The sequence below is a fragment of the Frankia sp. RB5 genome (assembly GCF_059816245.1).
On the sequence record NZ_JCBATA010000038.1, the window covers coordinates 43,062 to 55,777 of the forward strand.

Genomic DNA, 12,716 nt, shown 5'->3' on the forward strand with positions numbered 1-12,716 from the left:
GGGCCGCCGGACGCGGTCTACAGTGGACCGCAGCGGCGGCCCGTGGGGCGCTCGCGCGGCGGTGGGGCCCGCCGTACCCGAACCGCGGCGGATGCCGCCAACGGTCCCTACCTGTGAGGACATGCGCCCGGTGTCGGCCGGGCCGTCGCGGGTGGGGAGTGGGAATGCGCGAGTCCACCGACGAGTCGGCGCCCGCCGCCGCCACGGCGCCACCTGACCTCGCCTGCCCGTCCACCCCGGCGCGCCGCGGCGCTCGTCTCCGGCCCCGCCGGGCGCGGCGGGGCGGGGACGCGGGGCAGGGGGCCGTGCTCGCAGTGATCGCCGTCGGCGGGGCGGGCGGGGCGTGCCTGCGCCACGGGGCGGCGCTGCTGTGGCCGACGGCGCCGGGGACGTTCCCGTGGACGACGCTCGGGATCAACGTGGTCGGCTGCGCGGCGATCGGCGTGCTCATGGTCGCCGTCACCACCGGCCTGGTACGCCATCCGCTTCTCCGGCCGCTGGTCGGCGTCGGCGTGCTCGGCGGGTTCACCACGTTCTCGACGTACGCCCTGGACATCCGCACCCTGCTCGCCGAGGGCCGTCCCGCCCTCGCCTTCGCCTACCTGGCGGGAACGATGCTCGGCGCGCTCGGCGCGGTCGCGCTGTCCACCGCCGCCACCCGCCGGATCCTGCGCGGACGGCGACGTTGACCGGGCCGCGGGCAGCACGGCGGCGGCCACGACGACGGGGTCACGATGACGCGGTCACGATGACGGGGGGCAGACGGCGATGAGCACGGCGGACGGCACGGAGGGGACGGGCACGCTTGGCGGCTCCCGCGGCGGGACGGACGGGAGCCCCGCCGTGCGCGGGGCCGCCGCGGGGGGAGTACGCGGGGAGCGTGCGCTGCGGCTGACGGTGTTCGTCGGCGACACCGATCTGTCTCGGCACCGGCCGCTGGCCAGCGAGATCGTGGCCCGCGCGCACCGGGCGGGGCTCGCCGGGGCGAGTGTGTTCCGGGGCGTCGAGGGGTTCGGCGCGTCGTCGCGGGTGCACACCGAACGGCTGCTGTCCGCGAGCGGCGACCTGCCGGTGGCCGTCGTCATCGTCGACGACGAGGCGCGCGTGCGCGCGTTCCTGCCCGAGCTCGACGGGTTGGTCGGCGAGGGCGAGGGCCTGGCCGTCCTCGACGAGGTCGAGGTCGTGCGCTACGGCACCCGGGAGGACGGGTGAGCTGGCTGCTGGTGATCGCCGGCGCCGCGCTCGGCGCCCCCCTGCGCTACCTCACCGACCGGGCGGTGCAGGCCCGCCACGACAGCGCCTTCCCCTGGGGCACGTTCACCGTCAACGTCGCCGCGAGCCTCATCCTCGGTCTCGTCACCGGCGCCGTGCTGGCCGGCGCCGCCTCCGACACGGTGTCCCTGCTGGTCGGCACCGGCCTGTGCGGGGCGCTGAGCACCTACTCGACGTTCTCCTACGAGACCCTGCGGCTCGTCGAGGACGGCGCCTGGCTGCTCGCCGCCACCTCCATCACTGTCGGCGTTCTCGCCACCTGCCTCGCCGCCGCCGCGGGCGTCTCCCTCACCCAGGCCCTCTGGGGCTGAGCGGGCCACCGGTGGTGCCGCGGGGACGCCACGGGGGGTGTGCCTCCCGCGGGCCTCGCATGTGAGCCCCGGCGGTGTCGACCATCACCGCTGCCTTGCGACCCGCGTCCGGGCGCGTTCCGCGGAACGCAATCCCTCATCATGATCTCGGCGTGGCGGTCCCGGAGGCCAGCGGGAGGCGCGCGCAGGCGCGAGACGACGCACTCTGGATCCCCGAGTGTTTGATCCACGTCGTATGCTCACTCCCGTTGGTATTCGAGGGCCATCGAACATCATGGTTGGGCCCGGCCGGGCGAGGTGGGCCCGACGGCGCGACGCCGGTGGGTGGTGGCCAGCGTGGGAGGAGAGCGTCATGGGGTTGTCGCTGGGACGGGTCGGGGTGTGGACGCCATCGTTCCTGTGGGACGGGCCGGGGGTGGAGCAGGCGGCGGAGCTGGACCGGCTCGGGTACGGGGCGCTGTGGCTCGGGTCGTCGGCGCCGGACCTGCACCTGCCGGCACGGCTGCTCGCCGCGACCAGTCGGATCACCGTGGCGACCGGGATCGTCAACGTCTGGGAGGCCGAACCCGCGCCGCTGGCGGCCGCGTTCGCCTCGCTCGACGCAGCCCATCCCGACCGGTTCCTGCTCGGCCTCGGCGTCAGCCACGCTCCCTTCGTCGAGCGGCTCGGCCACGCCTACACCCGGCCGCTGGCCCGCATGGCAGGCGTCCTCGACGGACTGGACGCGGCGGCGCCGCCGGTGCCGGCGCGGCGCCGGGTCGCCGCGGCGCTGGGGCCCAGGGCGCTGGCGCTGGCCGCCGGGCGCACACTCGGCGCCCATCCGTATCTCGTCACACCGGACTACACGGCGTCGGCGCGCGCGACGCTGGGGGACGGGCCGCTGCTCGCCCCGGACCAGAAGGTCGTGCTCGTCGCCGACCGGGCGCAGGCACGCCGCGTCGCGCGGGCGAATCTCGCCTACTACCTGGCGCTGCCGAACTACGTCCGCAGCCTGCGCACGCTCGGTTTCGGCGACGACGACGTCGCCGGTCAGGGCAGCGACCGGCTCCTCGACGCTCTCTACGCCTTCGGCCCGCCCGCGCGTGCCGCCGAGCGGATCCGCGCGCATCTCGACGCCGGCGCCGACCATGTCGCCGTGCAGGTCCTCGGCGCCGACCTCGACCTCGGCGCCCGGCGCGGTGCACTGCCCGTCGAGAGCTGGCGGGCCATGGCCGCTGAGCTGCTGTAGACCGAGGGTCGCTCGGGGCGGGCCGCCACGGGGACCGGACCGCCATGGCCGAGACGTGGCCGCTGGGCGCGGTCGGGCTGGCGATGCCTGCGTCCGTACACACACGCCGGACGCCTCCTGCCGGCGTGCCGGCGGGAGGCGTCAGCGGACGGTGGGGTCAGCGAGAGGATCAGCGGTGCAGCGCGCGGCTGCGGCCGCCGACGGCACGCCAGACGAGCAGCACGACGATGGCCCCGAGGATCGAGCCGATGACACCGGAGGGCTGCAGCGCGCCCTCGCCGAGGTCCTTGCCGAACAGGACGTAGCCGAGGAAACCGCCGACGAACGAGCCGATCACGCCGAGCAGGATCGTCGCGGGAATGCTCATCGGGTCACGGCCGGGCACGAGCAGACGGGCGACGGCGCCCGCGATGAGACCGAGGATCACCCAGGCGATGAGGGTCCAGCGCATGACGAGGGCCTCCGGCGAGTGCGGATCACCGGCGGGTCGGCCGGTGATCGACGACAGGTTGGATCTCGATGTCCCCCCGCTGTCGCCTTGACAAACCATCCCGGATGCGCAGTGCGCCCGACACCGGGCGGGCCGCGCCCGTTCGTCCACAGGCGGTGGTCGTTGTCCACCGGGCGACGCACCACCTTCTGGCCCGGGCCGGCCGGTCGTACGATGCGATCGAGGCCGGCGACAGGTCCGACCCGTGCGCGAAGGATGGTAGTTGTGCCTGACATCGGTGCGCCCGAGCTTCTGATCATTCTCCTGGTCGTCGTCGTGCTGTTCGGCGCGAAGCGGCTGCCCGACGCGGCCCGTTCCCTCGGTCGTTCGATGAGGATCTTCAAGTCCGAGGTGAAGGGCCTGCGCGAGGACGACCAGCCCACCACCGCGCCCGCGGCGGCGAGCGGCCCGCCCGCCGTCGCGCCCGCTGCGACGGCCCCCGCGGCACCGGCACCCCCGGTCGTGGCGGCGCCCGCCCCGCAGGAACCCTCGGTCCAGTCCCGCTGACGGCGGGCGGGCCGCCGCGGTGGCCCTCCCGCCGGTTCCCGCCGGCGCCCGGCCGCGTGCCGCGCGCGGCGTCCGCCATCTTCGGTATGCCCGCAGATCGGGCTCGCCGGCCGGGTGGGGCCCTGCGGGGGTGGGCGGTGTGGTGTGCGCGGGTCGTCAGGGTCGCGGGCGCCGCGGGGCGTCGCGGGTGGTGTTCACTCGAGGGCGGTGGCGACGCCGCGGGCCGCCCGCGACAGCGGGATGCCGCTCGCCGGAGCCGGGGAGCCGCGACCTGCCTGCGGTGAGGGAAGAGGGATGGTGGTCCGCCGTGCGTGTGGACATCTGGAGTGACGTCGTCTGCCCCTGGTGCTACGTGGGCAAGGCCCGGTTCGACCGGGCGCTGGACGCGTTCGAGCACCGCGGCGAGGTGGTGGTGCATTTCCACTCCTACGAGCTGGCCCCGGGCCTGCCCCGCGGCGGCTCCGAGCCGCTGCTCGACGCACTCGCCCGCAAGGTCGCCGACGTGCCCGCCGCCGAGATCGCGCGCAGGGAGCACCGCGTCGCCGACGCCGCCCGCGCCGAGGGGCTCGACTACCGCAGCGACCGGCGCAACGGCAGCACCTTCGACCTGCACCGGCTGCTGCACCTGGCCGCCGACGCGGGCCGGCGGAGCGAGGCGGTCGCCGCGCTGAACCAGGCCCACTTCGGCGCCGCCCGCGACGTGTTCGATCCCGAGGTGGCCGTCGAGGTGTTCACCGGCGCCGGCCTGGACCCGGTCGAGATCCGCCGGGTGCTCGCCGGTGACGCCTACGCCGACCGGGTCTTCGCCGACGAACGCGCCGCCCACGACCTGCGCATCACCGGCGTGCCGTTCGTCGTCATCGACGGCACCGTCGGCGTGTCCGGGGCGCGTCCCACCGAGCTGTTCACCCGCGCCCTCGACCAGGCCTGGGCGCGCCGCCCCCGCCAGCGCGTCGCCTGAGCCACCTCCCCACCCGCGTGCCGCCCATCCCAGCGCCACCAGCCCGAAGGCGGGGGAGGACACCATGACCGCACCCGCCGATCCCGGTGGGGCGCCGTTCACGGGAACGGCCAGCGAGCACCGCGCGCACAACCAGGCGTACTGGGACGAGCGTGTCGCCCTGCACCTGGCCAGTGACCTCTACGACGTCGACAGGTTCCGGGCGCGGCGCGACACGCTGCGCCCGTTCGAGGTCACCGAGGTCGGCGACGTCACCGGCCGCCGCCTGGCCCACCCACAGTGCCACTTCGGGCTGGACACGCTGTCGTGGGCGGCACGCGGCGCCCAGGTCAGCGGTCTGGACTTCTCCCCGGCGGCGATCGCCGCGGCCCGCGCGCTCGCCGCCGAGTGTGACCTGCCCGCCCGTTTCGTCGTCGCCGACGTGTACGACGCCCCGGCAGTCCTCGGCGCGGGGGCGTACGACATCGTCTACACCGGGTTCGGCGCGCTGGTGTGGCTGGACGATCTGACCCGCTGGGCCGCGGCGATGGCCGCCCTGCTCACCCCGGGCGGCTTCCTGTACCTGGCCGAGTTCCATCCCTTCGCCGGCATCCTCGACGAGACCGACGGCCGGTGCGTCACCGAGGACTACTTCGCCGGCGGCCCCCGCCGCTGGGAGAGCACCGGTTCCTACGCGGACGCGCGGGCGGTGACCACGGCGAACATCACCGTCCAGCGCGACCACACCCTCGGCGAGATCGTCAGCGCGGTGGCGGGCGCGGGCCTGCGCGTCGAGTTCCTCCACGAGCATCCCGTCACCCTGTTCGCCCGCACGGCCGCCCTGCGCCGCGGCCCCGACAGGCTGTTCCGCCCACCCGCCGGGGCGCCCCGGGTGCCGCTGACCTACACCCTGCGCGCCGCGAAACCACCGCTGTGACGCCGGCCGCTCGGGTACGGTCGGCGCCGTGAAGGACACCACGGCGGCGCACACCGCCCCGGCGCAGACCCCCCAGGCGCAGGTCACCACGGCGCGGGCGACCAGGAGCCCCCTCACGACCCCCGTCACACCCGGCACCACGACACGCGACGCCGCGGCGGCTCACCCCGCCGCGGACGGCGTCGACAGCGCCGCGGAGGGCGTCGACAGTGAGGGGCTGCACCGGCGGCACGCGCCGAGCGCGGCCGCGTTCGACCTGGTGTTCACCCACTGCCGGATCGTGGGGGACGTCGCCGCCGCGCTGCTGGCCGCCGGTGCCGCGCCGCGCGCCGACCGGGAGCTGCTGCGCGCCGGGGCGCTGCTGCACGACATCGGCGTCTACCGCCTCTACGACGCCACCGGCCGCCTCGACCACGCCCAGTACCTGCGCCACGGCGTGCTCGGCCACGCGCTGCTCGCCGCCGAGGGCCTGCCCGAGAGCCTGTGCCGCTTCTGCTCGTGTCACACCGGCGTCGGTCTGACCCGTGAGGACATCGAGGTTGGCGGCCTGCCGATCCCGCCCGCGGACTACCTCGCCGAGACGGTCGAGGAACGGCTCGTCATGTACGCCGACAAGTTCCACTCCAAAAGCCATCCGGGCAGCTTCCTCACCGTCGACGCCTACCGGGCCCATGTGCGCCGTTTCGGCGCGGCGAAGGTGCGGGGCTTCGACGCGCTCGTCGCCGAGTTCGGCGTCCCCGACCTGGCCCGTCTCGCCACCGCCCGCGGCATGACGATCGTCACCGGCTGAGCGCCGCCCGCTCGGCGCCATCCGGACGCCGCACCGCGCGGCGCCACCACCGGGCCGCCAGGCGCAGTCCCGCGCGCGCCAGGACACCCACGCCGAGCGCGGGCGGGGGCGAGGAGTCGCGTCAACGGCTACGGGGGGATGGGGCAGGTGAGCGCGGGTCCACTGGCACGGCGACTGGGGACGGGCGACGCGGTCGTCGTCGGCCTCGGCGCGATGATCGGCGCGGGGGTGTTCACCGCGTTCGCCCCGGCGGCGCGGGCGGCGGGGTCATGGCTGCTCGTCGGGCTCGCCGCCGCCGCGCTCGTCGCCTACTGCAACGCCACCAGCTCGGCGTGCCTGGCCGTCCGCTACCCGACGTCGGGCGGCACCTACGTCTACGGCCGGGAACGCCTCGGCGAGCTGTGGGGATACCTGGCCGGCGTCGCGTTCGTCGTCGGCAAGACCGCGTCGTGCGCGGCGATGGCACTGGGCGTCGGCGGCTACGCCTGGCCCGCGCACGCCCATCTCGTCGCCGTCGCCGCCGTCCTCGCGCTGACCGGCGCCGACCTCGCCGGGGCGCATCGCGGGGCGTTGCTGACCCGGCTGCTCGTCACGGTCGTGCTGATCGTCCTCGCCGTGGTCGTCGTCGCCTGCCTGACCTCCTCCGCGGCCGACGCCGATCAGCTCACGCTGAGCGCGCCGGCGCCCGGTGGAGCCCGCGGGGTGTTGCGGGCCGCCGGGCTGCTGTTCTTCGCCTTCGCCGGCTACGCGCGGGTGGCGACCCTCGGCGAGGAGGTCCGCGACCCGGCGCGCACAATCCCCCGCGCCATCCGGATCGCACTCACCGTCACCCTCATCGTGTATCTGCTGGTCGCGGTGGCGGTGCTGGTGGTGCTCGGCGCCGGGCGGCTCGCCGGGGCGGACGCGCCGCTGGTCGACGCGGTACGCGCCGCCGGCGCCGGCGGGCTCGCCGTGCCGGTGCGCCTCGGGGCGGTGCTGGCGGCGTGCGGGTCGCTGCTCGCGCTGCTGCTCGGGGTGTCGCGGACCACGCTGGCGATGGCCCGCGACGGGCATCTGCCCGCCACCCTGGCCGCCGTCCATCCACGCCGGGGGGTGCCCCACCACGCGCAGCTCGCCGTCGGTGTCGCCGTGGCCGTGCTCGCCGGCCTCGCCGACCTGCGCGCCGCGATCGGCTTCTCCTCGTTCGGGGTGCTCGTCTACTACGCGATCGCCAACGCCTCGGCGTGGACGCTGCGCGACGACGAGGGCCGCCCGCCGCGGGTGGTGCCCGCCGTCGGGTTCGCCGGCTGTCTGCTGCTGGCGTTCACCCTGCCCGTGGGCGCCGTCGTGACCGGCACGGCGATCCTCGCCGCCGGTCTCGCCCTGTACGCCGCGCGCCGCGTGGGGCGACGCCGGCGGTAGCGTGGGCCTGGATGATCGATCGACGGCGGGCGGGGGTTTGCGATGACGGGCGAGATCGTCCCCGCCGGGGATGGCGTGCCGCCGGCGCTGCCCACGCCGAGCTCCGCGATGCCGGTCATGCCCGTCGTTCCGGCGGGGCCGGTGGTCGTCGTCACCGAGGTGGGACCCTCCGGTGCGGGGCCGTCCGCGGGGCAGGGGCCGTCCGGCGCGTCGGGCTCAGCCGGTCCGGTGGGGTTGAGTCCGGCGCTGGCCGGGCGGATCGGGGAGTACGCGCGGGCGGCGCGGGCGGCGTCGACGTGGCGCGCCTACGACAGCGACCTGCGCCAGTTCCACGGCTGGTGCGCCCGCCAGCCCACCCCGCTGTGCCCGCTTCCCGCGAGCCCCGCCACCGTCGCCGGCTACGTCGCCACCCTGGCCGACGCCGGCTACAAACCCTCCACGATCCGCCGCCGCCTCGCCGCGATCTCCGTGGCCCACCAGCTCGCCGGCCACCCGAATCCGGCCGCCGCCCCCGAGGTCGGCGCGGTGTGGGACGGGGTGCGCCGTACCCGCGGGATCCGCCCGACCCGCAAGGCCGCCCTCGACACCGAGCTGCTCACCCGCGTCGTCGCCGACCTGCGCGAGGACACGCTCGCCGACGTGCGCGACCGGGCGCTGCTTCTCATCGGCTTCGCCGGCTGCCTGCGCCGCGCCGAACTCGTCGGCCTCGACGTCGCCGACCTCGACGAGACCCCCGACGGCCTCGCCGTCACCATCCGCAGCTCCAAGACCGACCAGGCCGGCGCCGGCGCGCTCGTCGGCATCACCTACGGCTCCCACCGCCCCACCTGCCCGGTGCGCGCCTGGCAGGCCTGGTCGAGTGCCGCCGACCTGCGCAGCACCGGCGGCCCGGCGTTTCGCGGGGTCAACCGGCACGGCCAGGTCGGCGCGACGAGGCTGCACCCGGGCTCCGTCGCCCGCATCGTGCAGCGCCGGGTGGCCGCCGCGGGCCTCGACCCCGCCGACTTCGCCGGCCACTCGCTGCGCTCCGGCTTCGCCACCGCCGCCGCCCGCGCCGGCGTCCCCGACCGTTCGATCATGCGCCAGGGCCGCTGGCGCTCCGCGGCCAGCCTCGACGGCTACGTCCGCGCCGGCCGACTGTTCGACCGCGACAACCCGTCGGGCCGCGTCGGGCTCTGACCCCGACGGGGCCGGAGGGACCCGCTCGAGGCCCGCGCCACGCGGCGGGGGCGTTCAACGCCGCCACCAACGGTCCAGGGTCACCGCGATCAGAGCCCCCCACAGCTGGACGACGATCCCACCAGGGTCCGTCAGCCCGCCGCCGACGAGTCCGACCGCGACCACGCACACCGCCGCGAGCAGGATCGGGGGGTGCCAGCGGCGTGGATCACGCTGCGGCGATCGCGGGTGTACCGCGCCCGCCGGCGTCTGCCACGGGCCCGTGGCCCGGCCGCGTCCGGCGGTGACGTGCGGGATGCGGCGGGATCGGACGGTAGGTGCCGCCGGACGACGCGGGCGGTCTCGGCGTGCCCCGCGTCCGGCGGCCCCGCGTCGGGCGCGTCCCCCGGCAGGCCCTCGGGCGAAGCGCAGGCCTGCGCCGGCGACCGACCCCGCCGTGCCCGGATGACGCGAGAGCCTGCCTGCAGGACGATCCGGCCCTGTCCCGTGCGCCCGGCGATCTCCTCAGCGGTGGGGATGCTGGCCGGTCGGGCGAATGACGATCTCGCTGATGTCGACGGTGTCGGGCTGGTCGAGGGCGAACAGGACCGCGCGGGCGACGTCCTCGGCGGCGAGAACCGGGTCCACCTGCCGGTCGGGGGCGATCTCCCCGGCGGCGACCAGACCGGGCTGCAGGAGCGTCACCCGTACCCCGGTGTGGATGAGCTCGGCGCGCAGGGACTGGGCAAGGGCCGTGACAGCCCATTTCGTCGCCGAGTAGAGCTGGCCGGGGATGGTGACGCGGCCGGCCACCGAGCCGGTCAGAAGCAGGTGCCCGCGGGAGCGCAGGAGCGCGGGCAGGACGGCGCGGGCGACGAGCGCGGTGCCGTACACGTTGGTCAGCACCATCTCGCGCCACTGCTCGGGTGAGCCCGTGGCCGCCAGGAACGACGTGGGCGTGAACACGCCCGCGTTGGCGAACGCGGCGTCGAGCCGGCCGAACGCCTCCTCGCCGCGCTGCGCCAGCGCGGCCACCTGCTCCCACTCTCGGACGTCGCAGGGCACCGCGACGGCCCTGGCCGGGCCGCCGAGCTCGGCGGCGAGGGCACGCAGCGCGTCCGGGGATCGGGCGGCGAGCACGAGAGACCATCCGCGAGCCGCGGCCAGGCGGGCGGTGGCGGCGCCGATCCCGCCGGAGGCGCCGGTCACGAGGAGTACGGGGGCATCGCGTGGGGGGTGTGAACGCGTCATCGCCACATGATCGCGGGTGGATCCGTCCGAGTGGTTACGATCACGGCCATGCAGCCGCCTGAGCCCCATGCGCCGCCGCGCCCACCGGCCCTGCGGGTCATGGCCGCCGCGACGGCCGGTGAGCGGGAGATCCTCGAGGCGTTCCTCGACTTCCACCGCGACGTCGTCGTCCACAAGGCGCGCGGGGTGGGTGACGCGGACGCGCGGCGGCGGCTGCTGCCGTCGCGGACCACCCTTGCCGGTCTGCTACGCCATCTGACCGTCGTGGAGCAGACCTGGTTCCACCCGCTCGCCGCCGCCCCCGCGCCTCAGACGGCTCCCGCCGGGAACGCGGCGGCAGCCGAGGAGGACACGAGCTGGGACATTGCCGAGGCCACCACCCTGGACTCGCTGCTCGCCGACTACGACGACGCCTGCGCCCACTCGCGCGAGGCGTCGGCGGCGTTCGCCCTGGACGACGTCCTGTCTCACCCCGAGATCGGCCAGGTCAGCCTGCGGTGGATCTACGTGCACGTGATCGAGGAGACGGCGCGGCACGCCGGCCACGCCGACGTCATCCGTGAACTCACCGACGGCGCCGTCGGCGTCCTCGCCTGACACGGCGGTGGCGGGGCGTGAGGACCTCCCCGCATGCGCGGGGGGAGGGACGTCAAGTCTCCTGATCGGGCTGGCCGTGGCAGGCTGCGAGGTGTGAACACGGGCGGAGCCACAGCGGATCACGGGCAGGAGCGGGGAGGGCGCCATGCTCTGCCGCACGGCCCCGCGACGGCACTGTCCTGGGATGTCGTGGTGTGTCATGTCGCGGCCGACGCGGGATGGGCACGGTGGCTGTCCTGGCAGCTGGCTGATGCCGGCTACCGGGCGCTCGTCCATCCGCTCGCCACGTCCGGGCAGGACCCGCGCGGCACCCTCGGCGGTTCGGCGGGACGCGACGAGGCCGGTCCGCACCGGCAGCGGGCCCTCGGCGCGCAGGTGCTCGTCGTCTGGTCGTCAGCCGCTGCGCGAGAGCTCGCCCGGGAACCGGACCCGCGGATCGCGTTCCCCACCAGCCTTGACGACCCGGCGCGGGTGGATGGCGCACCCGTGCCGGTAGTCCTGCTCCGGGTGCAGGACTGCGCGCGCCCCGCCGCCCTGTCCGCGCTGCCCGTCGTCGACCTCGTCGATGTCGACGCGGGGCTGGCCCGCGACCGGGCGCTGCGCCATATCAGCGCCGTCGCCCCCCGCCCCTCGTCGTCCCTGCTGCCCCCGCCCTTCCCTGGTCTCGCCAACCCGCCCGCCGCCGTCGCCCCCGCCGCGGCCGCGCCCGTCACGACGAAGGCCACACCCGCACCACCCACGCCACCGTCCGAGCGGCCCGCGCTCGGACGCGAACAGCAGGTCGCCGCGCTCGCCGAGGAACGCGGCCATGCGATGGGCGTGGCGTTCAGCCCGACGGCGCCGCTGGTGGCGCTGGCCAGCACCGACACCACCGTGCGGCTGTGGGCGCTGCCGATGCCCGATCCGCCGCGGCTGGCCGCCACCGTCGGCTACGGCCGGCGGATCAACCAGGAATGGGCGCGGGCGGTGACGTTCAGCCCGGACGGCCGGCTGCTCGCCGCCGCCGGGGACGCCGGCACCACCCTGCTGTGGCAGCTGACCGACCCGGCCCGCCCGCAGCCGCTGGTCACCCTGACCGGGCATCGCGGCTACCTGCACGGCGTCGGCTTCAGCCCCGGCGGCACGCTGCTGGCGACCGCCGGCGACGACCGGGCCGCGCTGCTGTGGGACGTCGCCGACCCGGCGGCCCCGCGGCGCCTGGCGATCCTCGCCGGGCATCGCGGCGCCGTGCGGGCGGTCACGTTCAGCCCCGACGGCACGCTGCTGGCCACCGCCAGCGAGGACCGCACCGTCATCCTGTGGGATCTCGCCGACCCGACCCGGCCCGCCGCCACCGTCACCCTGTCCGGCGCCCGCGGCCCGCTGCACACGATCGCGTTCAGCCCGGACGGTGACACCCTCGCCGCCGCCGGCAAGGACCGCGCCGTGCGCCTGTACAGCGTCGCCGACCCCACCCGCCCGCAGCCAGTCGCCGAGCTCGGCGACCATCGCCGGGCCGTGCACACCGTCGTGTTCAGCCCCGACGGGCGGCTGTTCGCCTCCGCCGGCGCCGACCGCGTCGCGGCGGTGCGCGAGATCACCGACCCCGAGCGTCCCGGCCCCGCGTACCGCCTGCCCGCGCACGGCGGACCCGTCCACGCGCTCGCCTTCGCCCCCGACTCCCGCCTGCTCGCCACGGCCGGCGCCGACCATGTGACCCGTCTGTGGGACCTGTTCCCCGCAGCTGCCGCGGCGGGCGGCACGAGCGGCGCCGACCCCGGCTGACCGGTCGGCGACGGCCGGTGAGCGCTGTGGAAGCGGCCGGGACGCATCCGCACATCGTTACCGTCCGTGA

14 protein-coding genes are annotated in these 12,716 nt (G+C 76.1%); 12 read left to right on the plus strand and 2 right to left on the minus strand.

The window, feature by feature from the left end; genetic code table 11:
* Nucleotides 1-164: 164 nt before the first annotated feature.
* The 4 genes from AC6EXY_RS20075 to AC6EXY_RS20090 all read left to right on the plus strand — a co-directional run bounded on the left by AC6EXY_RS20075 (nucleotide 165) and on the right by AC6EXY_RS20090 (nucleotide 2,811).
* A complete protein-coding gene (locus AC6EXY_RS20075; protein WP_499818011.1) occupies nucleotides 165-689 on the plus strand; it encodes a fluoride efflux transporter FluC in 525 nt (174 codons plus the stop codon).
* A 79-nt stretch (nucleotides 690-768) separates the two neighbouring features.
* The gene (locus AC6EXY_RS20080; RefSeq protein ID WP_101831230.1) at nucleotides 769-1,212 is read left to right on the plus strand and encodes a DUF190 domain-containing protein; all 444 of its coding nucleotides are present in this window, start codon (nucleotides 769-771) and stop codon (nucleotides 1,210-1,212) included.
* On the plus strand, nucleotides 1,209-1,583 hold the full coding sequence (locus AC6EXY_RS20085; protein ID WP_499818010.1) for a fluoride efflux transporter FluC: 375 nt from the start codon (nucleotides 1,209-1,211) through the stop codon (nucleotides 1,581-1,583). The genes AC6EXY_RS20080 and AC6EXY_RS20085 overlap by 4 nt, the downstream gene beginning before the upstream one ends.
* Nucleotides 1,584-1,935: 352 nt before the next feature.
* Nucleotides 1,936-2,811 carry a TIGR03620 family F420-dependent LLM class oxidoreductase gene (locus AC6EXY_RS20090; RefSeq protein ID WP_101831232.1) on the plus strand — a complete coding sequence of 292 codons (876 nt, stop codon included), beginning with the start codon at nucleotides 1,936-1,938 and terminating at the stop codon, nucleotides 2,809-2,811.
* A 169-nt stretch (nucleotides 2,812-2,980) separates the two neighbouring features.
* On the opposite strand, the gene AC6EXY_RS20095 is transcribed toward AC6EXY_RS20090, so the two are convergent.
* A complete protein-coding gene (locus tag AC6EXY_RS20095) occupies nucleotides 2,981-3,262 on the minus strand; it encodes a GlsB/YeaQ/YmgE family stress response membrane protein (RefSeq protein WP_101831233.1) in 282 nt (93 codons plus the stop codon).
* Between the two features lie 255 nt (nucleotides 3,263-3,517).
* Between AC6EXY_RS20095 and tatA the strand changes: the two genes are divergently transcribed.
* The 6 genes from tatA (at nucleotide 3,518) to AC6EXY_RS20125 (ending at nucleotide 9,055) form a co-directional block, all read left to right on the plus strand.
* On the plus strand, nucleotides 3,518-3,808 hold the full coding sequence (gene tatA / locus AC6EXY_RS20100; RefSeq protein WP_423748056.1) for a Sec-independent protein translocase subunit TatA: 291 nt from the start codon (nucleotides 3,518-3,520) through the stop codon (nucleotides 3,806-3,808).
* A gap of 307 nt (nucleotides 3,809-4,115) precedes the next feature.
* On the plus strand, nucleotides 4,116-4,769 hold the full coding sequence (locus AC6EXY_RS20105) for a DsbA family oxidoreductase (protein ID WP_101832356.1): 654 nt from the start codon (nucleotides 4,116-4,118) through the stop codon (nucleotides 4,767-4,769).
* A 64-nt stretch (nucleotides 4,770-4,833) separates the two neighbouring features.
* Nucleotides 4,834-5,685 (plus strand): class I SAM-dependent methyltransferase, encoded by an 852-nt coding sequence (locus tag AC6EXY_RS20110; protein WP_101832357.1) that lies wholly within the window; start codon nucleotides 4,834-4,836, stop codon nucleotides 5,683-5,685.
* 28 nt (nucleotides 5,686-5,713) lie between these two features.
* On the plus strand, nucleotides 5,714-6,475 hold the full coding sequence (locus AC6EXY_RS20115) for an HD domain-containing protein (RefSeq protein ID WP_499818009.1): 762 nt from the start codon (nucleotides 5,714-5,716) through the stop codon (nucleotides 6,473-6,475).
* A 138-nt stretch (nucleotides 6,476-6,613) separates the two neighbouring features.
* On the plus strand, nucleotides 6,614-7,876 hold the full coding sequence (locus AC6EXY_RS20120; protein WP_499818008.1) for an APC family permease: 1,263 nt from the start codon (nucleotides 6,614-6,616) through the stop codon (nucleotides 7,874-7,876).
* 42 nt (nucleotides 7,877-7,918) lie between these two features.
* Nucleotides 7,919-9,055, plus strand: a complete 1,137-nt coding sequence (locus AC6EXY_RS20125; RefSeq protein ID WP_243407619.1) for a site-specific integrase — start codon at nucleotides 7,919-7,921, stop codon at nucleotides 9,053-9,055.
* Between the two features lie 504 nt (nucleotides 9,056-9,559).
* Here AC6EXY_RS20125 and AC6EXY_RS20130 read toward each other — a convergent pair.
* Nucleotides 9,560-10,285, minus strand: coding sequence for an SDR family oxidoreductase (locus AC6EXY_RS20130; protein ID WP_101832361.1), 726 nt, complete (start codon nucleotides 10,283-10,285; stop codon nucleotides 9,560-9,562).
* Between the two features lie 48 nt (nucleotides 10,286-10,333).
* On the opposite strand from AC6EXY_RS20130, the gene AC6EXY_RS20135 reads away from it, so the two are divergent.
* Nucleotides 10,334-10,882 (plus strand): DinB family protein, encoded by a 549-nt coding sequence (locus AC6EXY_RS20135; protein ID WP_101832362.1) that lies wholly within the window; start codon nucleotides 10,334-10,336, stop codon nucleotides 10,880-10,882.
* A 192-nt stretch (nucleotides 10,883-11,074) separates the two neighbouring features.
* A complete protein-coding gene (locus AC6EXY_RS20140; RefSeq protein ID WP_499818007.1) occupies nucleotides 11,075-12,646 on the plus strand; it encodes a hypothetical protein in 1,572 nt (523 codons plus the stop codon).
* Nucleotides 12,647-12,716 lie beyond the last annotated feature (70 nt).